15 protein-coding genes, 2 rRNA genes and 1 riboswitch (1 of these 18 only partly in view) are annotated in these 21,970 nt (G+C 66.8%); of the genes, 10 read left to right on the top strand and 7 right to left on the bottom strand.

Annotated elements, in window-relative coordinates:
• Positions 1 to 1,175 (top strand): 23S ribosomal RNA (locus tag PJ250_RS06780) (it extends 1,691 nt beyond the left edge of the window).
• Positions 1,176 to 1,326: 151 nt separating this feature from the next.
• Positions 1,327 to 1,441, top strand: a 5S ribosomal RNA gene (rrf, locus tag PJ250_RS06775).
• A 777-nt stretch (positions 1,442 to 2,218) separates the two neighbouring features.
• Here rrf and PJ250_RS06770 read toward each other — a convergent pair.
• Positions 2,219 to 3,028 carry a YdcF family protein gene (locus PJ250_RS06770; protein ID WP_271647826.1) on the bottom strand — a complete coding sequence of 270 codons (810 nt, stop codon included), beginning with the start codon at positions 3,026 to 3,028 and terminating at the stop codon, positions 2,219 to 2,221.
• Between the two features lie 105 nt (positions 3,029 to 3,133).
• Positions 3,134 to 3,375, top strand: a riboswitch (cobalamin riboswitch).
• Between the two features lie 228 nt (positions 3,376 to 3,603).
• On the opposite strand from PJ250_RS06770, the gene metE reads away from it, so the two are divergent.
• From metE to PJ250_RS06750, 4 genes are all read left to right on the top strand, one after another.
• Complete coding sequence (gene metE, locus PJ250_RS06765; protein ID WP_271647825.1) at positions 3,604 to 5,895, top strand: 5-methyltetrahydropteroyltriglutamate--homocysteine S-methyltransferase; 2,292 nt, start codon at positions 3,604 to 3,606, stop codon at positions 5,893 to 5,895.
• Between the two features lie 192 nt (positions 5,896 to 6,087).
• Complete coding sequence (locus PJ250_RS06760) at positions 6,088 to 6,975, top strand: fructose bisphosphate aldolase (RefSeq protein ID WP_343228712.1); 888 nt, start codon at positions 6,088 to 6,090, stop codon at positions 6,973 to 6,975.
• A gap of 150 nt (positions 6,976 to 7,125) precedes the next feature.
• Positions 7,126 to 7,752, top strand: a complete 627-nt coding sequence (locus PJ250_RS06755; RefSeq protein ID WP_271647823.1) for a nicotinamidase — start codon at positions 7,126 to 7,128, stop codon at positions 7,750 to 7,752.
• A gap of 135 nt (positions 7,753 to 7,887) precedes the next feature.
• Positions 7,888 to 10,122, top strand: coding sequence for a TonB-dependent receptor (locus tag PJ250_RS06750; protein ID WP_271647822.1), 2,235 nt, complete (start codon positions 7,888 to 7,890; stop codon positions 10,120 to 10,122).
• Positions 10,123 to 10,535: 413 nt separating this feature from the next.
• Here the strand turns inward: PJ250_RS06750 and PJ250_RS06745 are convergent, their stop codons facing one another.
• Positions 10,536 to 12,824 carry a TonB-dependent receptor gene (locus PJ250_RS06745; RefSeq protein WP_271647821.1) on the bottom strand — a complete coding sequence of 763 codons (2,289 nt, stop codon included), beginning with the start codon at positions 12,822 to 12,824 and terminating at the stop codon, positions 10,536 to 10,538.
• Between the two features lie 147 nt (positions 12,825 to 12,971).
• Here PJ250_RS06745 and PJ250_RS06740 point away from each other — a divergent pair, with 147 nt between their 5' ends.
• Positions 12,972 to 13,982 (top strand): TIGR00266 family protein, encoded by a 1,011-nt coding sequence (locus PJ250_RS06740; RefSeq protein WP_271647820.1) that lies wholly within the window; start codon positions 12,972 to 12,974, stop codon positions 13,980 to 13,982.
• Between the two features lie 64 nt (positions 13,983 to 14,046).
• Here the strand turns inward: PJ250_RS06740 and PJ250_RS06735 are convergent, their stop codons facing one another.
• The 4 genes from PJ250_RS06735 to PJ250_RS06720 form a co-directional block, all read right to left on the bottom strand.
• Positions 14,047 to 14,532: a DoxX family protein gene (locus tag PJ250_RS06735; protein ID WP_271647819.1), complete on the bottom strand. Its 486-nt coding sequence runs from the start codon at positions 14,530 to 14,532 to the stop codon at positions 14,047 to 14,049.
• Positions 14,533 to 14,559: 27 nt separating this feature from the next.
• Positions 14,560 to 15,360: an HvfC/BufC N-terminal domain-containing protein gene (locus PJ250_RS06730; protein ID WP_271647818.1), complete on the bottom strand. Its 801-nt coding sequence runs from the start codon at positions 15,358 to 15,360 to the stop codon at positions 14,560 to 14,562.
• Positions 15,357 to 16,196, bottom strand: coding sequence for an MNIO family bufferin maturase (locus PJ250_RS06725; protein ID WP_271647817.1), 840 nt, complete (start codon positions 16,194 to 16,196; stop codon positions 15,357 to 15,359). The genes PJ250_RS06730 and PJ250_RS06725 overlap by 4 nt, the downstream gene beginning before the upstream one ends.
• A gap of 70 nt (positions 16,197 to 16,266) precedes the next feature.
• Complete coding sequence (locus tag PJ250_RS06720; protein WP_271647815.1) at positions 16,267 to 16,566, bottom strand: BufA2 family periplasmic bufferin-type metallophore; 300 nt, start codon at positions 16,564 to 16,566, stop codon at positions 16,267 to 16,269.
• Positions 16,567 to 16,775: 209 nt separating this feature from the next.
• On the opposite strand from PJ250_RS06720, the gene PJ250_RS06715 reads away from it, so the two are divergent.
• The 3 genes from PJ250_RS06715 (at position 16,776) to PJ250_RS06705 (ending at position 19,528) form a co-directional block, all read left to right on the top strand.
• On the top strand, positions 16,776 to 17,687 hold the full coding sequence (locus PJ250_RS06715; protein ID WP_271647814.1) for an AraC family transcriptional regulator: 912 nt from the start codon (positions 16,776 to 16,778) through the stop codon (positions 17,685 to 17,687).
• Between the two features lie 72 nt (positions 17,688 to 17,759).
• Positions 17,760 to 18,773, top strand: coding sequence for a patatin-like phospholipase family protein (locus PJ250_RS06710; protein WP_271647812.1), 1,014 nt, complete (start codon positions 17,760 to 17,762; stop codon positions 18,771 to 18,773).
• On the top strand, positions 18,770 to 19,528 hold the full coding sequence (locus PJ250_RS06705) for an SIR2 family NAD-dependent protein deacylase (protein WP_271647811.1): 759 nt from the start codon (positions 18,770 to 18,772) through the stop codon (positions 19,526 to 19,528). Before PJ250_RS06710 ends, PJ250_RS06705 begins: the two co-directional genes overlap by 4 nt.
• Positions 19,529 to 19,559: 31 nt before the next feature.
• Here PJ250_RS06705 and PJ250_RS06700 read toward each other — a convergent pair whose 3' ends face one another.
• Positions 19,560 to 21,803: a TonB-dependent siderophore receptor gene (locus PJ250_RS06700; protein WP_271647810.1), complete on the bottom strand. Its 2,244-nt coding sequence runs from the start codon at positions 21,801 to 21,803 to the stop codon at positions 19,560 to 19,562.
• Positions 21,804 to 21,970: the final 167 nt, after the last annotated feature.

Below are 21,970 nucleotides of genomic sequence, written 5' to 3'. Positions count from 1 at the left end.
CTGGTGAATAGCTGGGGGAGGCCGAAGTGACCAGGCCGCTGCGACTGTTTATCAAAAACACAGCACTCTGCAAACACGTAAGTGGACGTATAGGGTGTGACGCCTGCCCGGTGCTGGAAGGTTAATTGATGGGGTCAGCCGCAAGGCGAAGCTCTTGATCGAAGCCCCAGTAAACGGCGGCCGTAACTATAACGGTCCTAAGGTAGCGAAATTCCTTGTCGGGTAAGTTCCGACCTGCACGAATGGCGTAACGACAGCGGCGCTGTCTCCACCCGAGACTCAGTGAAATTGAAATCGCTGTGAAGATGCAGCGTTCCCGTGGCAAGACGGAAAGACCCCGTGAACCTTTACTATAGCTTTACATTGAACGTTGAGTTCGTCTGTGTAGGATAGGTGGGAGGCTATGAAACTGTGGCGCTAGCTGCAGTGGAGCCATCCTTGAAATACCACCCTGATGTGCTTGACGTTCTAACCTAGGTCCGTTATCCGGATCGGGGACCATGTATGGTGGGTAGTTTGACTGGGGCGGTCTCCTCCCAAAGAGTAACGGAGGAGCACGAAGGTACGCTCAGCGCGGTCGGACATCGCGCACTGTGTGCAAAGGCATAAGCGTGCTTGACTGCAAGATCGACGGATCAAGCAGGTACGAAAGTAGGTCTTAGTGATCCGGTGGTTCTGTATGGAAGGGCCATCGCTCAACGGATAAAAGGTACTCCGGGGATAACAGGCTGATACCGCCCAAGAGTTCATATCGACGGCGGTGTTTGGCACCTCGATGTCGGCTCATCACATCCTGGGGCTGTAGTCGGTCCCAAGGGTATGGCTGTTCGCCATTTAAAGTGGTACGCGAGCTGGGTTCAGAACGTCGTGAGACAGTTCGGTCCCTATCTGCCATGGGCGTTGGAGATTTGAGAGGGGCTGCTCCTAGTACGAGAGGACCGGAGTGGACGAACCTCTGGTGTTCCGGTTGTCACGCCAGTGGCACTGCCGGGTAGCTATGTTCGGAAGCGATAACCGCTGAAAGCATCTAAGCGGGAAGCGCGCCTCAAGATGAGATCTCCCGGGACACAAGTCCCCTAAAGGAACCATCAAGACTAGGTGGTTGATAGGTCAGGTGTGTAAGCGCTGTAAGGCGTTGAGCTAACTGATACTAATGATCCGTGCGGCTTGACCATATAACCTCAAGTGGCTTCGGCATACGCCGATGCACCACACACTTAGCCTCGACAACACGTCGATGCCATCTATACACTCCCTACATCACAAGTAACTACGCGAGACTGTGCGCCTCATCCGTTGTTTGGATGGCGACGCTCCAACCGTCTCCCTGGTGAAATTAGCGCTGTGGTCCCACCCGTTCCCATCCCGAACACGGAAGTGAAACGCAGTTGCGCCGATGGTAGTGTGGCTTAAGCCATGCAAGAGTAGGTCATCGCCAGGGCCTTACACCTAAAACCCCTCAGATCGAAAGATCTGGGGGGTTTTTCTTTGTCCGTCCGCAACCCGACAAACGCCCAACGGCGCCGTGCGACTTAATCCCCAACGCCGTGCCATACAGCACCCGCTGCGCGGCAAATCGCAGAAACCTCTCATCTGCGCGACTGCCCCATCAACGCGCGCGTGGTCAGGACATACGGCGCCAGACGCAGCATGGGAACCCAATCGGGCGACGCAGGCGGACTTTTCAGTCCTACGGTTGCGTCGTAGGCACAGAGCGACCCGTCAACCAGCAAACGCAGAACATCGGCGAAGGCAGAATGCCGAGGCGTGTTCGTGAAAACTTCGAACGCTTCAAGCCTGAGCCAGAGCGCTTACCGACGCCGGCCAACGCTCGACCAGATCCCACGCCACTCCGCACAAAGGAAAGCCTTCAGATCTGCGGATACAGCGTGTCATCAAGGCTGGCAGGTCGACAAGGCGCGCAGCCCGCGTAGACCGGAGGGGCTCCTCAAAAGCTGCACCGAGTCAGTGTCTTGTGTGAGCCGCCCTTCTGGCTGACAAAGACCAAGAGGCACCCAACTCCGCTCAAGTTCGGCGAAACTGCCTAAATGTCACGCACGCACCTTGAACTAATGCGCTGCAGGACGCTGTGACCGGTAGCATTGAACGTACTGTCAGAGTGACGCCGCAGTCCCTCGGCAGATGCCTGAACTCAACCATGGGGAAGCTTGGCGCGTGTCAGCGCAGCGCATAGCGTGCCCCGCGCGCCATGCGCACGCTATTGCGCCGGCGGCAGCGTGACCGGGCGATCCAGCGGATGCTGGACTGGATCGGGGATCGCCTTCACCGGAGCGTCGTTCCTGCCCAGGAAGTTGTACCAGTGGTAACGGGCGATCCCCAGCCACTCGACACAGGCCAGGTCGGTGATGAGCAGGTTGTAGCTGTTGGGCAGCCAGGACGAGAACGGCGCGGTGTAGTCGCTGCGCGCCGGGGTGGGGTGGAGGCCGAAATGGGCGAAGTACAGCAGGCTGCGTCGCATATGCAGGCCGGAGGTGACCAGCACCAGCGGGCCGTGAGGAACCTCTGACAGCAGATGGGAAGTGAACTTCGCGTTCTCCCAGGTATTGCGTGAAGCGCTTTCCTCCAGCAGTGCCGAGGCGGGCACGCCGGCCTCGCGCAGCAGCGAGCCGTAGAGTTGCGCTTCGGTGTTGCCCAATCCGGCGGGATCGCCTCCGGAAATCAGCACCCGGCAGCCCCGCGTGCTCGCCTTGCAGCTCTCGTAGAGCTGGACCGCACGCAGAATCCGGCTATAGGCCAGCGACTGTGGCTCGATGCCGCCTTCGTGCGGCAATTTCTGCATGCCCATGCCGAGCACGATGATGACCGAATCCGGTGCCCAGGCGAGTCGGACCGGGTCACGTTGACCGGCCTGGGTCATGGCCACGATCCAGCCGGCCAGTAAGCCGTTGCCCAGCAGCCAGAACACGATCACCCAGCAGCTTGCGACGACGCGTGCCGTGCGCCTCCAGCGCAAGCGGAACAGCACGGCCGTCAGCAACGCGCCTAAGGCCAGAAACACCAGGGACATCGGCCGAACCCACGCAGGAAAACCCTCATGGTTGCAGATCGCGGGCAAGGCTTCATGTCCAGCGTCCTGACCCCTCCACGGCTTGACGCAAACCGCCGCTCCGCATACTGTGCGCGGGCCGAAGGTTTCATCGCTTCATCCCCATGAAGCGATGAATTAAACGGGAATCCGGTGAAGGCGCCTGAGGGCGCCCATTCCGGAGCTGCCCCGCAGCGGTTATTGGAAACGAACCCCGCCAACAGCACTGGTGTCGCTTCAACGCGACACCGGGAAGCGGCGGACAGTAGGTGGCGCGTCCCACGCCGTGTCCATGAGCCCGAAGACCGGCCCCGGCCGGAAGACCCAGACCGGTCTTCCGTTTCGACCTGGCACCGCTCGCGGGAGCGGCACGGGCACTCCGCTCCCTGCAGTCGACCGCGGGCGGGACGGGGTGAGCGTGCGTGTTTCGCGTAGTGGATCCGGTTCGCCCGCGGGGGCGAAGGTCGCTGGCGTGGCACGTCGCAGCCGGAAGTCCGGACGCGTGGCGCGCGGTTCCTTCGTTCCTCAATGCCCACACGCAATGAGGATCCATCCACATGACCATCGTCACCAACCTCGGCTTTCCCCGCATCGGGCCACGCCGGGAACTCAAGCACGCCCTTGAACGCCACTGGAAGGGCGAGGACAGCGCGGACACGCTGCAGGCTACCGCACGCGAGCTGCGACTCAGGCACTGGCACCTGCAGCGCGAGGCCGGCGCCGACCTGTTGCCCAGCAACGATTTTTCGCTCTACGACCAGGTGCTGGACACCGCCTTCCTGTTCGACGCGATCCCGCAGCGCTACCGCGCCCTGGCCGAGTCCGACCCGCTTGGCGCCTATTTCGCCATGGCGCGCGGGCGCCAGACCGATGGCGTCGACCTGCGGGCGCTGGAGATGACCAAGTGGTTCGACACCAACTACCACTACCTGGTGCCGGAACTGCAGGCCGGGCAACGCTTCGCGCTGCGTGGCGACAAGCCGGTCGCCGAATTCCTGGAAGCCAAGGCTGCCGGCTTCAACACCCGCCCGGTCCTGCTGGGGCCGGTGAGCTTCCTGCATCTGTCCAAGACGGTGGATGGCAGCGACCGTTTCGCGCTCCTCGACGGCCTGCTGCCGGCCTACGCCGCGCTGCTCTCGCACCTGCACGCCGCCGGCGCGGAGTGGGTCCAGATCGATGAGCCGATCCTGACCCTGGACCTGACGACGCAGGTCCAAGACGCGTTGCGTGAGGCCTACGCACGACTGGCGCAGGCCACGCGACCCAAGCTGATGCTCAGCACCTACTTTGGCGCGCTTGGCGACAACCTCGTGCTCGCCGCCGAACTGCCCGTCGACGGCCTGCACGTGGATCTGGTGCGCGCACCCGAACAGCTCGACGCGGTCCTCCAGGCGTTGCCCGCCGGGCGGGTGCTCTCGGCAGGCCTGGTGAATGGCCGCAACGTCTGGCGCACCAACCTGGACAACGCGCTGACCCTGGCGCGCTATGCGCAGGGCCAGCTGGGTGCCGATCGATTGTGGCTGGCTCCGTCCTGCTCGTTGCTGCACGTCCCGGTCGATCTGGACCAGGAAAAGACCCTGGATGAAGAAGTGAAGCCGTGGTTGTCCTTCGCCCGCCAGAAGCTGGGCGAACTGCGCCTGTTGGCCAATGCCCTGGACGGTGCGCCAGACGCGGACGCCGGCCTGGCCGAACAACGCGCCCACCTTGAATCGCGCCGACAGTCGCCGCGCGTGCATCGCCCCGAGGTCGCCCAGCGCGTTGCGCGCCTGACGCCGCAGGACAGCCGCCGGCAATCGCCCTATCCGCAGCGCCGCCGTGTGCAGGAAGCCGCCTTCGACCTGCCGGTCTATCCGACCACCACGATCGGCTCGTTTCCGCAGACCCAGGACGTGCGCCAGGCACGTGCGCGGCACAAGTCCGGCAAGCTCTCCGACGCCGAGTACGACGCCTTCCTGGCGGCCGAAACCGAGCGCTGCGTGCGCTTCCAGGAACAGATCGGGCTCGACGTGCTGGTGCATGGCGAATACGAGCGCAACGACATGGTCGAGTACTTCGGCGAGCAGCTGGATGGCTTCGTCTTCACCAAGCTGGGCTGGGTGCAGAGCTACGGCAGCCGCTGCGTGAAGCCACCGATCATCTTCGGCGACGTGGTGCGCCCGGCACCGATGACGGTGCGCTGGTCGCAGTATGCGCAGTCACTGACGCCGCGGCCGATGAAGGGCATGCTGACCGGCCCGGTGACGGTGCTGCAGTGGTCGTTCGTGCGCGACGACCAGGCCCGCAGCGCGACCTGTCGTCAGATAGCGCTGGCGCTGCGCGATGAGGTCACCGACCTGGAAGCGGCCGGCATCGGCATCATCCAAATCGACGAGCCGGCGATCCGCGAAGGCCTGCCGCTGCGCCGCGGCGAATGGGCCACCTACCTGGACTGGGCGGTCGAAGCCTTCCGTATCTGCGCCAGCGGCGTGGGCGATGCGACCCAGATCCACACCCACATGTGCTACTCGGAGTTCAACGACATCATCGACGCGGTCGCGGCGATGGATGCGGACGTGATCTCGATCGAAACCTCGCGCTCGCGCATGGAGCTGCTGGATGCGTTCGTGCGGTTCGCGTATCCCAACGAGATCGGTCCGGGCGTCTACGACATCCATTCCCCGCGGATTCCTTCCACCGCCGAGATGGTGGACCTGCTGCGCAAGGCGCGTGCGGTGCTGCGCGATGCCCAGTTGTGGGTTAACCCGGACTGCGGGCTCAAGACCCGTGGCTGGGAGGAAACCCGGCACGCGCTGGAGCAGATGGTCGAGGCCGCGCGCATCCTGCGGGCGGACCTGGCGCGGGCCGCCTGAGGATTGCGCATCGGATGCCACGTGGGCGCGGGCCAGAAACGGCCCGCGCCCATGCGGCGTCCCAGTGCGTGGATATCCGGCGGGCCCGGCATGAAGCCGATGTGAGCCGGTAACGGTTACACGAACGCCATGCACACCCGGCCCGCGTAAACTCGGTCACCCCCTTCACCACAGGACTTGCCGACCGTGTCAATCAACCAGGAACAGCGGGACAAGATCGCTTCCGGCCAAGGCTTCATCGCTGCGCTCGACCAGAGCGGTGGCAGCACGCCCAAGGCGCTGAAGCTGTATGGCATCGACGAATCCGCCTATTCGGGCGACGCCGAGATGTTTGCCCTGGTCCACCAGATGCGCGAGCGCATCGTCACCAGCCCGGCCTTCACCGGTGAGCGGGTGGTCGGCGCCATCCTCTTCGAGCGCACCCTGGACGACCGCTTCGCAGGCGAAGAAGCCGCGCAGTACCTGTGGAACACCAAGCAGGTCGTGCCGTTCCTCAAGATTGACAAGGGTCTGGAAGAGGAAGCCAACGGCGTGCAGCTGCTCAAGCCCATCCCGGGTCTGGCCGAGCTGCTGGCCAAGGCCAAGGCCAAGGGCGTGTTCGGCACCAAGGAGCGCTCGGTCATCAAGGGCAACAACGCGCAGGGCATCGCCGCGGTGCTGGACCAGCAGTTCGAGCTGGGCAAGCAGGTCCTGGACGCCGGCCTGGTGCCGATCATCGAGCCGGAAGTGGACATCAAGGCCGCCGACAAGGCGCAGATCGAGGCCACGATGAAGCAGGGCCTGCTCGAGCGCCTGGACAAGGTCGACGCGGCCACCCCGGTGATCCTCAAGCTCACCCTGCCCAGCGTCGACGGCTTCTTCCAGGAGCTGGTCGACCACCCGAGCGTGCTCAAGGTCGTGGCGCTGTCCGGCGGCTACAGCCGTGACGAGGCCAACGCCAAGCTGGCCAAGAACCCCGGCATCATCGCCAGCTTCAGCCGCGCCCTGACCGAGGGCCTGAGCGCGCAGCAGAGCGATGCGGAGTTCAACGAAGTGCTCGACGCCACCATCGAGTCGATCTACCGCGCCTCGATCGCCTGATCGAGCCGCCGGACGCGTCCAAGCAGGCCCCCCTCCGGCGGGGCCTGTGTCGTTTTAACGTCCGCGGCGCCGCGAGGCGAAGCGGCGCTGGCTTGAGGCCGATGGCCGGCATGGCTAGGCTGCGGCTTCCCCACGCAGCTGGCGCCTTCGATGACCGACATGCCCCACGACACCGCCCTGATCGTGGTCGACCTGCAGCCGGACTTCATGCCCGGCGGTGCGCTGGCCTGCCACGAGGGCGATGCCATCGTGCCGGGCATCGCGCGGCTGCTGGATGCGCGCGCCTACGGCACGGTCGTGGCCACGCAGGACTGGCATCCACGCGCGCATGCTTCCTTCGCCACGCAGCATCCGGGGCATGATCCGTTCGACGTGATCGACCTGCACGGCCAGCCGCAGATGCTGTGGCCGGACCACTGTGTGCAGGGCACCCCGGGCGCGGCGCTGGACCCGCGTGTGGACTGGACGCCGGCGGACCTGATCCTGCGCAAGGGCACGCACGCGCAGGTCGATTCCTACAGCGCCTTCCGCGAAAACCACGGCCCGGACGGCACGCGGCCCTCGACCGGGCTGGCCGGCTGGCTGCGTGCGCGCGGCATCACCGAGGTCCACGTGTGCGGGCTGGCGCGCGATGTCTGTGTGCTGTGGACCGCGCAGGACGCGATGGCCGAAGGGTTTGCCGTGCGGTTCCTGTGGGAGCTGACCCGGCCGGTCACCCCCGAGGGCGATGCGCCCACGCGCCGGGCTCTGGAAGCCGGGGGCATCACCATCGCCTGAGCCAGGCGCCCACTTGGTAGGGACGACAGACTCCGGGAAGTTGACAAACCGTGGTCGAGAAAGTGTATTTTGCGTTAATTGTGCTGCATGGCAGCACGCCCGGCCACGCTCGTCACTTTCCCCGCGGAGTCACCCATGCCTGTCCACTCATCGTTGCGCCGCAGTGCGCTCGCCCTTGCCGTCAGTGCCACCTTCGTCGGTGGTGCGTCCGCCCAGCAGGCGTCCACCCCGCCGTCCGTCGCGCAGCTCGACTCGGTCCAGGTGACCGCCGACCGCCGCAGCGAGGACTCCCAGAAGGTGCCGGTCTCGGCCACGGTGCTGCGCCCGGATTACCTGGATGCGCTGTCTACCAGCGCCTCGGATGTGCGCGTGCTGGCCGGCAAGGCGCCCAGCTTGAACGTCGAGTCCTCAAACGGGCGCGTGTTCCCGCGCTTCTACATCCGTGGCTACGGCAACACCGACTTCACCACCTACGCCTCCCAGCCGGTGTCGCTGGTCTATGACGACATCGTCTACGAGAACGCCTTCCTGAAGGGCTTCCCGATGTTCGACCTGGCCAGCGTGGAAGTCCTGCGCGGCCCGCAGGGCACCCAGTTCGGCCGCAATACCCCGGCCGGCGTGGTCAAGTTCAACTCGGCCCGCCCGGTGCTGGGCTCGACCCAGGGCTATGCCAGCGTGTCCTACGGCACTCATGCCACCACCTCGGTGGAAGGCGCGCTCAACCTGCCGATCAGCCAGACCTGGGCCGCACGCCTGTCGCTGCTGCAGCAGCACCGCGATGACTGGGTGACCAGCCAGATCTCCGGCCAGAAGCTGGAAGGCTATGACGATTCGGCTCTGCGCCTGCAGCTGCTGTTCGAGCCGGGCGATGACTTCAGTGCGCTGTTCAATGCTCATGCGCGCAAGCTCAACGGCACCGCGCGCCTGTTCCGCGCCAACATCTTCAATCCGGGCACCAACCAGCTGGTCGATGACTTCGACGAGGACAAGGCCTACATCGATGGCCACAACGCCCAGGAGCTGACCACCTATGGCGGCAGCGCCAACCTGACCTTCAGTTCGGGCGATGTGACCTTCCACTCGATCACCGGCTACGAAGGGATCTCCAAGTACTACAGCCGCGGTGACATCGACGGCGGCTACGGCCCGGGCGTGTTCACCGATCCCACCCAGCCCTCCGGCCCCGGCTTCATTCCGTTCTCGGTGGAGACCGCCGGTGGCATCAAGTCCCTGGACCAGTTCACCCAGGAGCTGCGCGCCGAATCCAACTACGCCGGCCCGCTGAACTGGCAGGGCGGTCTGTACTACTTCTACGACAACGTGCAGGGCGAGGCCTACGACTACGACACCCTCGCCGGCGGCGCGCTGACCGGCTATGACCTGACGCGCCAGAAGACCTCCTCCTGGGCGGCCTTCGCCTCGCTCAACTACCAGGCCACCGATGCGCTCAATCTGCGCGCCGGTATCCGCTACACGCACGATCACAAGACCTTCGACATCCTGGAATGGGATCGCAGCTCGCCGCCGCCGATCGGCGGCGACACCAGCGGCTCCAAGGTCACCGGCGATGTCAGCGCGACCTTTGCCCTGACCGATGCGGTCAACCTCTACGCGCGCGCCGCGCGTGGCTATCGCGGGGCCAGCTTCGGTCCGCCGTCCACCGGCGTGCCGGTGACCGTGGCGCGTCCTGAGACCGTGGATTCCTACGAGTTGGGCATCAAGGCCAACCTGTGGGATCGCCGCGGCCGGTTGGCCTTCGACATCTACAGCATGGACATCAAGGACCAGCAGCTCACCGCAGTGGGCGGGACGTCCAACGCCGTGCAGCTGATGAACGCCAAGAAGAGCGAAGCCTACGGCGCCGAGCTGGACTTCGAACTGCTGGCCACCGAGAACCTGCGCTTCGGCTTCAACGGCAGCTACAACCACACCGAGATCAAGGATCCCGGCCTGGCCACCTCGACCTGCTCACCGTGGGTGTGCACGGTGACCGATCCGGTCAATGCCGACGGCCTGGCCTACATCGATGGCAATCCGCTGCCGCAGGCGGCCAAGTGGATCGGCAACGTCAACGCCCGCTATGGCATCCCGGTCGGCGACGACGGCGAGGTCTTCGTCTACACCGACTGGTCCTACCGCAGCGAGGTCAATTTCTTCCTGTACCAGTCGCGTGAGTTCGTCGGCCAGCCGCTGTTCGAAGGCGGCCTGAAGATCGGCTACAACTGGAACGGTGGCCAGTACGAGGCCTCGGTGTTCTGCCGCAACTGCACCAACCAGATCCGCGCCACCGGTGCGATCGACTTTGACAACCTGACCGGGTTCATCAACGACCCGCGCATCATCGGTGCCCAGTTCCGCGCGAACTTCTGATCCCCACCGCGCCGTCGCATCACGCCGCCGCCCGCTGTAAATAGGGGCGGCGGCGTTGTTTTTTACGCGCTTCCGGAGGCGCTCGATCTTCATGCCTTGATTGGCGTGTATATCCAGGATGTTCCACGCGAAGGCATCTTGGGGCTTGAGCGATGCGGTCAAGGAGCGGCTGCGGCGGCCATGTACCTCCGGCAGATCCCATTGCCGCTGGGACGATCCTGCTTGCGGCACCGCTGACGATCGTGTGCGCAGGACCAGGCACGACTTCACGCCACACAAGCGTCAGCCCATCGGCGGAAGCCACTCGGTCAACGCAGGGATGGACCTCAGCCTCTCCAAGTGAGCCAACCATCGCAGCTGCGTCGGCGCATGGTGTCGCTGGCGGCCGGGCAAAGGCCGTGTTCTGAACGCGCTCAGAAGCGAGCGGTGAACTCCAGCCCGTAGGTGCGCGGCTCGTTGATGAAGCCGGTCAGGTTGTCGAAGTCGATCGCGCCGACGATGCGGGTCTGATCGGTGATGTTGCGCCCGAAGACCGCGATCTCGTAATCGCCGTAGTCCCAGCCGTAGGCGATGCGCAGGCCGCCTTCCAGCGAAGCCTTGCCGCGGAACTCGGCGGCCTGGTACAGGAAGAAATTGACCTCGCTGCGATATGCCCAGTCGGTGTAGACATACAGCCCGGCGCCTTCGCCCATGGGCAGGCTCCAGCGGGCGGTGAGGTTGTGGATCCAGCGCGGCGCCTGCGGCAGCGGATTGCCGTCGATCAGCGCATAGGTGCCGCCGTTGAGGGTTACCGTCGGGTCGGTCACCGTGCACATGCCGCTGCCGCACACCGCCACCGCCAGGCCCGGGTCGTCGATCTCGGTGTCGTTGAAGCTGCTGCCCAGGGTGATCAGCAGGTTGTCGGTGACATACGCCTCCAGGTCCAGCTCGGCGCCCTGGCCGATGGTCCTGTCGGCGTTGAGCAGGCGCGCGGTATTGGACTCCCCGCCCACCGCGATCAGCTGCTGGCCATCCACGTTGTAGCGGAAGACGTCGAAACCCAGGCGCGCGCGCTTGTCCCACAGGTCGGCCTTGATGCCGACCTCGTAGGAGATGACCTTCTCCGAATCGGCCGAGGTCACCCCGCCATTGGGCGCGGCGGCCGAGGCGAACAGCAGGCGGCCCTGGATGGACGGGGCGCGAAAGCCCTTGGCCACGCGCGCATACAGGTTGATGTCCGGATTGATGGTGTACACGCCGGACAGGTCCCAGCTCACGTCATCGACATCGGTATGCACCGGGTAGGGACCGCCGACCGGGGCGCCGAACGGCGCGGCCTCCAGCACGCTGGCGCTGAAGTCCTTCCTGTCCTGCGTGTAGCGCACGCCGCCGCGCAGCTTGAAGGCCTCGGTGACGTCGTAGTCGGCCGAGGCGAAGGCCGCCCAGGTCTTGTTGCGCTGGGCCTGCACCGCGTGACCGGCCTGCGGGTTGCCCGGGGTGAGCGAGTCGTAGTTGAAGCTGTCGATACGCACGTCTTCGTCGAAGTAGAACAGGCCCGCCTGCCAGTCCAGGGCGCCCCACTCATTGGACTCGATACGGAACTCCTGGGTCCACTGCCGGTGGTGCGGCAGGCCGTCGGCCGACTCGGAGGAGAACGGGATCACGCCCGGACCGGAGTCCGGCAGGAAGGCCGCGCCATAGCCGCCGTCGATGTCGCCGCGGTTGATCGAGTCGACCGTCTCGTAGCCGGTGATCGCGTAGACGTTGACGCTCCCCAGCTGCCAACGCAGGCGCGCGCTGCCGCCCCAGCTGTCCAGCTCGGAGTCGTTCAGGCCGTCGGTGGACATCGTGTCCTTGTCGAAGCCCGGGACGAAATCGTTGGTGCCCTGCTGGATGATGTTGGCGCGGAACAGGCGCGCAGTGCCGTTGAGGTGGCGCTTGTGCAGGTTGAACAGGGCTTCCAAGCCATCGCCCTGATAGAGGAACTGCACGCGCGCGGCGGACTCGTCGAAGCCTTCGGTGCTGCGGTCCGGGCCGGCGGCATAGGTGTTGTCGACCCAGTCGTCCTTGCGCTGGTACAGGCCGGAAACGCGGGCGGACCAGCGCTCGGTCAGCGGGCCGCCATAGGCGCCTTCGAAGTTGAACATCCCCAGGTTGCCGGCGGCCGTCTTGACGTAGCCGCTGGCGTCCTGCGAAGGGCGCACCGAGTCGAACTTGACCACGCCGGCCGGGGTGTTGCGTCCGAACAGCGTGCCCTGCGGCCCGCGCAGCACTTCCACGCTCTGCAGATCGAACACCGGGAAGCCCTTGAGCAGCGGGCTCTCCTGGACCACGTCGTCATAGACCAGCGACACCGGCTGGGAAGCGTTGAGGTCGAAATCCGTGTTGCCCAGACCGCGGATGTAGAAGCGCGGAAAGGCCCGGCCGAAGGAGGACTCGATGTTCAGGCTGGGCACGCGCGCGGACAGGAAGCGGATGTCGTTGCCGCCGGATCCCAGGATGCCGAGCTTCTCGGCGTTCAGCGCGGTGATCGACACCGGCACGTCGTGGATGTTCTCGACCCGGCGCTGCGCGGTGACTCGGACCGTATCCAGGGTGGCGGCGGGAGGTGGAGCCTCGGTGTCGGCGGGCGCCTGCTGGGCCAGCGCGGACGGCAGCGCCAGGGCCAGGGCAGCGGACAGGGCCAGGCGGCGACAACGCAGGCGCGGAAGCGATCGGGACATGGCGTTGGGCCTGGGAGGGAGCGCGGGCCATGTTGCAGAACTGTGTCTTGGACAGCAAGCGAGGACACAGTGACCTTGGGCACGGGTCGGCCGGCCATGCCCGCAAGCTAGACTCGGCCCCTGTTTCCCCGTCCTTGGAGCGACCCCATGAGCAGCTGGTACTTCCTCACCGGCGCCGAGCAGACCCGCTCGGGCCCGTTTGACGATGCGGCCGCGCAGGCTTTCGCCCGCGCCAATCCGTCCGCGCTGGCCTGGCGCGAAGGCCTGTCGGGCTGGCAGCCGGCCAGTTCGTTGCCCGATTTCGGCGGTGCGGGCGTGCCCGCGCCGGTGCCGCCGCCGCCCGGCGCGGGCATGCGCAGCGACGAGATCGACTTCCGCATCGTCGGTCACGACATGCAGTTCGTCGAAGTGGAACTTGACCCGGGCGAGAGCGCGGTGGCCGAGGCCGGTGCCCTGATGTTCAAGGACGCCGCCGTGCAGATGGACACCGTGTTCGGCGATGGCCGCACCAGCGGCGCCGGCGGTGGCTTCATGGACAAATTGCTGGGCGCCGGCAAGCGCCTGGTCACCGGCGAGAGCCTGTTCACCACGGTGTACACCCACACCGGCACGGGCAAGGCCAAGGTCGCCTTCGCCGCGCCGTACCCGGGCACGGTGATCCCGCTCAAGCTCTCCGAGCACGGCGGGCGCCTGATCTGCCAGAAGGACAGCTTCCTGGCCGGCGCGCGCGGCGTGTCACTGGGCATCGCCTTCCAGCGCAAGATCCTCACCGGCCTGTTCGGCGGCGAGGGATTCATCATGCAGAAGCTCGAGGGCGATGGCTGGGTGTTCGTGCATGCCGGGGGCACCGTGGTCGAGCGCGAGCTGGCCGCCGGCGAGCGCATCGACGTGGATACCGGCTGCGTGGTGGCCTATCACAGCGGCGTGGACATGGACATCCGCCGCGTGGCCGGCATCAAGAGCATGTTCTTCGGCGGCGAAGGTGTGTTCCTGGCCACCCTCACCGGGCCGGGCAAGGTGTGGCTGCAGTCGCTGCCGTTCTCGCGCATGGCCGGCCGCATGCTGCAGGCCGCTCCGCAGGGCGGAGGCCAGAACCGCGGTGAAGGCTCGGTGCTGGGCGGGCTGGGACGGATCCTGGACGGCGACAACAGCTTCTGAGGTCGCCGATCGCATGCATGACACAGAGCCGCCGAGAGGCGGCTTTGTGCTTTTTGTACAGACCTCAACGCGCCGGGAGCGATGCGTCGGGTATACGCGGACTGTCTGACAAGCGCCGTGCGATCAGATGGTCGAGGCTCGCGCGGCCCGGGCCTGCGGTCAGCAGCCAGACGAAGACGGTGACGTACAGCACCTCGTCCAGTTCGACGAATTCATCCAGCGTGGAGATGCCGGGCAGCACCACGACGATCAGCGCGACCAGCATGTTGATGATCATCGGGATCATGGTCAGGCGCGTGGCCAGTCCGAGCAGGATCAGCACGCCGCCGATGAACTCAGTGCCGGCGCACAGCGCGGCGCTGAAGGCGGGGAACGGGATGCCCCACTCCATGAAGCGGCCGGTGAAGAACTCCAGGTTGTGCAGCTTGGCCCAGCCGGTCTCGGCCCAGAAATAGCCGAACACCAGCCGCACCAGCAGCGGGCCCAGCCAGTCGATGCGCTGCAGGAAGGACAGCGCGGAGAGGCGCAGGCGGGTGGAAGTGGATTGCATGGCAGGCTCCTGTTGGGGGAGATGAGTTCAGTGGGCGTGATCGGCGGGGATGACGCGTAGCGCCGCCACCAGGCCGTCGTGGATCCAGCGTTTGAGCAGGCCGGCGGCGCGCAGCGGCGCCTCCGGGCCGTGCGCATGCGCGAGTTGCGTGCACAGATCGCCGAAGCACTGACCAGTCCGCACGGACTGCAGCGCGTCGGCTTCGTCGGGGTCGAGCCGTCGCCAGTGCACGGCGAAGGCTTCGCGCCACAGCAGCCAGGTGGCCGGCGTCGCCACGCGCATTTCTGGCACGCTGTCGCCGGCCGCATGCGCGGTGACCTGCGCCGGCGCATGGCTGGACAGCGTGAGCCAGCGCAGGTGCGAGGCCAGCATGAACCGCAGCCGTGGCCAGTCCTGTGGCGGCACGGCGGCCATGTCGGTCAGGCTCACGGCGTGGTCGTCGGCCGCGTCGAAGACCTCGCCCTGCGTCCATTCGAACCGGGCCAGTTCCACCGCCGCCGCGTCGAGGTCATGGTGGGCGAGCCAGCCGGCAAAGCGCGCGCCGAAATGCCGCACCGACGGCTGCGTGGACGGATGTGCCTGCAGATAGGCGCGGGCCAGCGTGTCGAACCGCGCTTCGCCCAGGAGCGCCTTCAAGACCGGGAAGTCCTGGCCCAGCACCTCGATCAGGCGCAGCGCATAGGCGTCGCGATAGATCCGCAGGCGGTCGTGCACGGTTTCGCCGCGTACCGGCGTGGCGTCGATTCGCGGCGCGATGGCGGCGTCGCCATGCAGCAGCCAGGCCTGCAAGGTCTGCTGATGGTCCAGCAAGGCAGGCGAGGCGTTCATGCCGCACGCGCCTGCAGCGCATCGGCTGCGATGCCGCGCGCGATGTCGAGCTCGGCCAGCAGCTCGGCCAGCGGAGGAATGTGGTCGTCGCGCTCGATCATGGTCGGTACCGGACCGAAGCGGCGCAGCGCCTGCGCATACAGCGCCCACACCGCTTCGCTCACCGGCGCGTCGTGGGTGTCGACCAGCAGGCCGCTGCCCAGCGCATCGGCGCTGTGTCCGGCCAGGTGGATCTGGCGCACGGCATCGCGCGGCAGCGTGTCCAGATAGGCCTGTGCGTCCAGGCCGTGGTTATGTGCGTTGACGTAGACGTTGTTGACGTCCAGCAGCAGCCCGCAGCCCGACTCGCTGGCGATCGCCGCGAGGAACTGCGCCTCGTCCAGCGTGTCGTCGGCAAAGCGCGCATAGCTGGACACGTTCTCCAGCACCAGCTGCGTGCCCAGCGCGTCCTGCACCTGACGCACGCGCGAGGCGACGTGATGGACCGTCGCCTCGGTCTGCGGCAGGGGCAGCAGGTCGTGCAGCTGCACGCCGCCGTGGCGACTCCAGCACAGATGGTCGGAGACGATGTGGGGCCGTGCGCGGCGCACCAGCCGGGCCAGCGCAGCGAGATAGTCGCGGTCCAGCGGATCGCTGCCGCCGATGTTGAGCGACACGCCGTGCAGCGCCAGCGGCCAGCGCTCGGCGAACTGGTCGAGCATGTGCAACGGGCGGCCGCCGGCAACCATGTAGTTCTCGCTGAGCAGTTCCAGCCAGTCCACCGGGGCATCGCCGGCGAGCAGGTCGCCGTAGTGTTGGGGCCGCAGGCCCAGGCCGAAGCCGTGCAGGGCAGTCATCGTGTGGCGCTCCTTGGAAGGCCGGTCGCGGCCCGGCGCGGCACGCCGGGCGCGAGCGGCGATGCGACGGTCAGCTGTTGGCCTTTTCCTCGGCCTTGGGCGCCGGCATCGGCTTTTCGAACTTGCCGCCGACGGTGTTGCACTGCTTGGCGGTGGCTTCGGTGAAGCCCTGGCCCTTGCAGGCGTTCTGGCCCTTGCAGGCATTGGCTGCGCTCTTGCACGCGCCCTGGCCCTTGCAGGCGTTTGCGCCCATGCAGTGGCCCATTTCGGCCTTGCCGTGCTCGGCGGCATGGGCGGCGGGTGCGCCGGCGAACAGGGCGGCGGCGGCGATGGCCAGGGACAGGCCGGAAGTGGCGATAGCGTTGCGCATGATGGCGTCCTCGTAAGTGGTGGTGACCGGCAGTGGGCCGGTGGACGCATTGGGCGCTAAGGCGAGGCGGCGGACCATTCCCGCGCGTTCTGCGGATATGCCCATCCGTCCGCGTGGGGCACGATGTTCATGCACGTACGGACGTGCAGACCGTCAGGGCGGACGAATGGGCATGGTCGGGGCCATCGTCGAGCGACTACGATGCGGCCATGTCCGCGCCCCTCGCCCTGCAGACCGACGAAGAACGCGACAGCGTGCTGGAGACCGTGCTGGCCGGCTATCGCATGCGCGTGGAGATCACCGCCGACGTGCGCTTCTGCGGGACCTGGTTCGAGCGCGAGCCGGCCACGCGCTTTGGCCAGTTTCACCTACTCACCCGGGGCGAGTGCTGGGTCAGCGGCGAGGCGCTGGAACACGCGGTGCACCTGCGGCACGGCGATCTGATCGTCTTTCCCAGCGGCGTGCAGCACCTGCTTTCGTCCTCGCCCGATCCGCACCTGCCGCCGGCCGACGAGCCGGGCGATACCAACATGCTGTGCGGCGAGCTGGAGTTCGTCTCCGGCGCCAACAATCCGATCTTCGGCGCGCTGCCGGCGTGCTTCGTGGTGCGTTCCGAGCAGAGCAGCCCCGCCTTCCGGCAACTGGCGCAGATGCTGGCCGAGACCAGCCGCGACCGGCGCTGGGGCCGGCAGATGGTGCAGAACAAGCTGGCCGATTCGCTGTTCACCATGGCCGTGTGCGAATACGTGCGCGCCACCGAGCGTCCGCGTGGCCTGCTGGCGGCGATGACAGACGTGCGCCTGGCGCGCGTGCTGGCCGCAGTGCATGCGCATCCAGGCCAGGACTGGACGATCCAGTCGATGGCGCACGAGGCCGGCATGTCACGCACCGCGTTCGCCGAGCTGTTCACCGCCACCGTCGGCCTGCCGCCGGTGCAGTACCTGTCCCAGTGGCGCGCCACCGAGGCCCGGCGCCTGCTGGGCAACCGACGCCTGTCGGTGGCCACGGTGGCCGAGATGCTGGGCTATCGCAGCGAGGCGGCGTTCCGGCGGTTCTTCAAGCGGCTCGAGGGCATCGGTCCGGGCAAGGCACGCAGCCGTGCGGGCGAAGACGGGCCCTGAGCGAACCGCCGGGTTGCCCCCCGTTTGGGCTCGGCTGGCTAAGCTGAGCGCTTTCACCCAGCCTTTCGTGCCATGCCTGCTTCGCGCCTGACCTGCCTGCTGCTCACCGCGTGCGTCACCCTGCTCTCGGCCTGTGGCGGTCCCCAGGTCAAGACCCCGCCACCGACCACCACCGTGGTGCCGCCGCCTTCGGTGACGGCCAAGCCGGTGGTGATCGGCCTGGCCCTGGGCGGCGGGGCGGCCAAGGGCTTTGCCCATATCGGCGTGATCAAGATGTTGGAGGCCAACGGGATCAAACCCGACGTGGTGGCCGGCACCAGCGCCGGCAGCGTGGTCGGCGCGCTCTACGCCAGCGGCATGGATGTGTTCCAGCTGCAGGAGAAGGCCGTGGCCCTGGACGAATCCTCCATCCGCGATGTGCGCCTGTTCTCCGGCGGCCTGGTGCAGGGCCGCGCGCTGCAGGACTACGTGGATGCGCAGGTGCATGACACCCCGATGCAAAAGTTGAAGAAACCCTTCGTCGCCGTCTCCACCCGTCTGGAGGACGGTCAGCGCACGTTCTTCAACTACGGCGACACAGGCCAGGCGGTGCGTGCGTCCAGCAGCATCCCGGGGGTGTTCGAGCCGGTGAGCATCGGCAAGTACCACTACGTCGACGGCGGGGTGGTCAGCCCGGTGCCCGTGGACGCGGCCAAACAGCTGGGCGCGGACTTCGTGATTGCCGTGGACATCTCCAGCAAGGCCTCCGGGACCATGCCCGAGGGCATGCTGGGCATCGTCAACCAGTCCATCGCCATCATGGGTCAGCACGCCGGGCGCGAGGAGCTGGCTCGCGCCGATGTGGTGGTGCGGCCCCAGGTCAGCGACATCGGCCCGGCCGATTTCACCCAGCGCAGCGCCGCCATCCTGGCCGGTGAGAAGGCCGCGCTGGCAGCGATGCCGCAGATCAAGGCGCGCCTGGCCCAGCTGCGTCACGAACGCGCCGCCGCCGCGGCCGCCGCGGCCCAGCCCAAGGCGCCCCCCTGCGAGGCGCCCTCGCGCCTGCAGCGGCTGATGGGGCGCGCCAGCCCCTGTCCCGCTCAGTGAGCCAAGCCCTGGCCACCGAGCTGGCCCACCGCATCGGTCAGGTCGGCGCGGTGACCGTGGTCACCGGCGCCGGCATGTCCGCCGAAAGCGGCATCCCCACCTTCCGAGGGACCCACGACAGCCTGTGGTCGCGCTTCGATCCGATGACCCTGGCCACCGAGACCGCATGGCGCACCGACCGCGCCCTGGTGTGGGGGTGGTACCGGTGGCGCATGGCGCTCGTCGCGAATGCCCGGCCCAACGCGGGCCACTTGGCGCTGGCGCGGATGGCGGATGCGGTGGACATGCAACTGGTCACCCAGAACGTCGACGACCTGCACGAACGCGCCGGTAGCACGGTGGCCGCGCACGTCCACGGCAGCCTGTTCGCGTTGCGCTGCTTCGACTGTGGGCGTGGCCATGACGCCCTGCTGGAACCGCTGACGCCGGAGGCCGCCCCACTGCGCGCCGCGCCGCCGTCCTGCGTGTATTGCCAGGGCGATGTGCGGCCAGGCGTGGTGTGGTTCGGCGAAAGCCTGCCGGAAGACGCCTGGCAGCGCGCCGTCGCCGCCACGCGTTGCGCGGTGATGCTGGTGGTCGGCACCTCCGGGCTGGTACAGCCGGCGGCCTCGCTGCCGGCGCTGGCCCGGCGCCAGGGCGCTTACGTGGTCGAACTCAATCCGGCCCGCAGCGCGCTGAGCGAGACGGTGGATGCGCACTGGCCGCTCACCGCGGTCCAGGGCTTGCCGCTGCTGCAGGCGGCCCTGGCGCGCTGAGCGTCCTCGCCACGTCCGGCGCGCTCCGCCCTCAGAATCGCCAGCGCAGGCTGGCCGATACGAAGCGCGGTTCCCCGTAGTTGTTGTAGTCCAGGTTGGCCCAGTAGGTCTTGTCCAGCGCATTGCGCACCGACAGGGTCGCGGTCCACTGGTCGTTGATGCGCAGGTTGGCGTTGAGGTGGACCAGCGTGTAGGCGCTCTGGGTCACGGTGACCGGCGTGGTGGTGTCATCGCCATTGGGCCGCTCGATGTTGAAACCCTGCACCTTGTTCTGCCAGCTCACGCCGCCGCCCAGACTCAGGCGATCCCACGTGCCCGGCAGGCGCCACTGCGTGGACAGCTGCAGGTAGTCCTCGGGCAGATTGGCGTAGATGGCATCGGTCGGTGCGCGTGTCACCTTGACGTGGGTATAGCCGGCGTTGAGCGTCCAGCCCGGTCGCAGCTCGCCGTTGAAATCCACTTCCCAGCCCCGGCTCTTGGTGCCGTTGATGCCCACGTAGGCCGAGCTGCCGTCCGGCAGCGTGTTGGGCGGCTGGGTGGTGTCCAGCACCGCGTAGTTGTCCTGCTTGGCTTCGAACACCGCGGCGGTAGCCAGCGCGCGGCCCTCGAACAGCTGCGCCTTGAGGCCAGCCTCCAGGTTGGAGCCTTCCACCGGCGCGAGCAGGTTGTTGTTCTTGTCCCGGTAGTTCTGCGGATTGAAGATCTCGGTGTAGCTGGCGTAGACCGACACGTCCGGGACGATGTCGTAGACCACGCCCACGTAGGGCGTGACTTCGTCGCTGACCTTGTAACGGCCGCTGGTGTCGGTATAGCTGCCGGACGTGTCGTAGGCGCGGGTGCGTGTCTCCCATGAACTCAATCGCGCGCCGGCGATCAGCGACAGCGGCTCGGCCAGGTGCAGACGCGCCGAGGCGTAGACACCGCGCTGGCTGGTGCGGGCCTGGCGCCAGGCGCCGGTGTGGCGGTAGGTGACCGTGCCGGCGGCGCCGTCCCAGTGATACAGGTCGGGCACGTTAAAGCCGATCGCATCGCCGTATGGCGTGGCAATCGTCTTCCAGTCGTCCGGATACACCAGTGCGGTGCCCGGCGCGGTGGACTGCAGGTCCTGCCAGCTGCCCCCAACCACCACGTCATGGGTCCGGCCGAACAGCGTGAACTTGCCCGACAGGTACACATCGACCGCATCGCGGCTGTCGTTGGTCTCGCCCGCGCCGACCTGCAGATAGGTGCCTGCGCCTGTCACCGGATCGGGATAGCCGCTGCCGTACACGCGCAGGCTCTGCACCTCGCCGGTGGTGTGGGCGTAGTTGACCTTCAGCCGCCAGTCCTCGCCGAAGCGCTGCTCCAGATTCGCGAAGGCGGTGCTGGTCTTGCGCTGCCAGCGCGTCCACGCCGGTGAGAAGTTGGTCGAGCGCGAGACCTTGGCATCGGCGCCGTCGGAGCTGAAGAAGGGCACCGTGCCCCAGGTCGAACCGGTCGGGTTGTTGTCCTGGAGCTGGTAGCCGACGGTGACGGTGGTGCTGTCGGTCAGGTCACCTTCCAGCACAGCCATGCCGGCCTTTTTGTTTTCCTCGTAGCGGTCGTAGTAGTAATCGCGATCGGTCCACGCACCGACCCAGCGGCTACGGAAGCGACCGTCGGCACTCAGCGGCAGGGTGATGTCGGCCTGCGTGCGGCGGAAGTCCCAGCTGCCGACGCTGGCGGTCACCGACGCATCGAAGTCCCGGCCCGGGCGCTTGCGCAGCAGGTTGACCGTGGCCGAGGGAATGCCGGCGCCGCTGAGCAGGCCGTTGGCGCCCCGGATCACTTCGATGCGGTCGTAGAAGGCGGTGTCGTATTCCTGGTTGGTCGAGCCGCTGTAGGTCGGCAGGCTGTCGACCTGGAAATCGGTGATCTGAAAGCCACGCGCGAAATACAGCGGGCGCTGGGTGTCGTAGAAGGACACGTTGACCCCGGTGATGTTGCGCATCACATCGTTGATGCTGAACATCGATTCGTCCTCCAGCCGCTGCTGGCCGATCACGCTCACCGACTGTGGCGTGTCCTGGATGCTGAGCGGCAGGCGCGTGGTGGTGGACGGCACTGCGCGCGTACCGGTGACCTGCACGTTGTCCAGCGTCTTGGGTGCGTGGCGGCGCGCCTGATCCTCGGCGTCGGTCTCGCCGTCGGCGGCGTGCGCGAGCGGGGCGCACAGGCCCAGCGCCAGCAGCAGGGCGATGGTGAGCGGGGAGTGGATTGGCGCGACGGGCGCACGCGAAACGGCAGCGGTGGACATGGATTCCTCGAAGGCACAGGCAGGCGCGACGCGCGCTGCAATGGCGAGCGCACGGCGATGCGATGAGTGGGAGGCTGGCCCAGGCAGCGGGCTGGCGGTGGTCGTTGGCGACCACGAAGGCAGGCACCGGGATGGCTGCCTACAGCGCTCAAATGTAAATGATTCTC

The organism is Pseudoxanthomonas sp. JBR18, from assembly GCF_028198165.1.
In the GTDB taxonomy this organism is placed as follows: Bacteria; Pseudomonadota; Gammaproteobacteria; order Xanthomonadales; family Xanthomonadaceae; genus Pseudoxanthomonas_A.
Note: the sequence above shows the minus strand (reverse complement) of the source record. Positions and strands in the feature narration are given on the sequence as shown.

Bases quoted from the DNA above. Each gene is read 5' to 3' on its own strand.
- PJ250_RS06770 (WP_271647826.1), bottom strand. From the start codon at position 3,028: ATGTCCCTGGTGTTTCTGGCCTTAGGCGCGTTGCTGACGGCCGTGCTG.
- metE (WP_271647825.1), top strand. From the start codon at position 3,604: ATGACCATCGTCACCAACCTCGGCTTTCCCCGCATCGGGCCACGCCGG.
- PJ250_RS06755 (WP_271647823.1), top strand. From the start codon at position 7,126: ATGACCGACATGCCCCACGACACCGCCCTGATCGTGGTCGACCTGCAG.
- PJ250_RS06750 (WP_271647822.1), top strand. From the start codon at position 7,888: ATGCCTGTCCACTCATCGTTGCGCCGCAGTGCGCTCGCCCTTGCCGTC.
- PJ250_RS06745 (WP_271647821.1), bottom strand. From the start codon at position 12,824: ATGTCCCGATCGCTTCCGCGCCTGCGTTGTCGCCGCCTGGCCCTGTCC.
- PJ250_RS06740 (WP_271647820.1), top strand. From the start codon at position 12,972: ATGAGCAGCTGGTACTTCCTCACCGGCGCCGAGCAGACCCGCTCGGGC.
- PJ250_RS06735 (WP_271647819.1), bottom strand. From the start codon at position 14,532: ATGCAATCCACTTCCACCCGCCTGCGCCTCTCCGCGCTGTCCTTCCTG.
- PJ250_RS06730 (WP_271647818.1), bottom strand. From the start codon at position 15,360: ATGAACGCCTCGCCTGCCTTGCTGGACCATCAGCAGACCTTGCAGGCC.
- PJ250_RS06725 (WP_271647817.1), bottom strand. From the start codon at position 16,196: ATGACTGCCCTGCACGGCTTCGGCCTGGGCCTGCGGCCCCAACACTAC.
- PJ250_RS06720 (WP_271647815.1), bottom strand. From the start codon at position 16,566: ATGCGCAACGCTATCGCCACTTCCGGCCTGTCCCTGGCCATCGCCGCC.
- PJ250_RS06715 (WP_271647814.1), top strand. From the start codon at position 16,776: ATGTCCGCGCCCCTCGCCCTGCAGACCGACGAAGAACGCGACAGCGTG.
- PJ250_RS06710 (WP_271647812.1), top strand. From the start codon at position 17,760: ATGCCTGCTTCGCGCCTGACCTGCCTGCTGCTCACCGCGTGCGTCACC.
- PJ250_RS06700 (WP_271647810.1), bottom strand. From the start codon at position 21,803: ATGTCCACCGCTGCCGTTTCGCGTGCGCCCGTCGCGCCAATCCACTCC.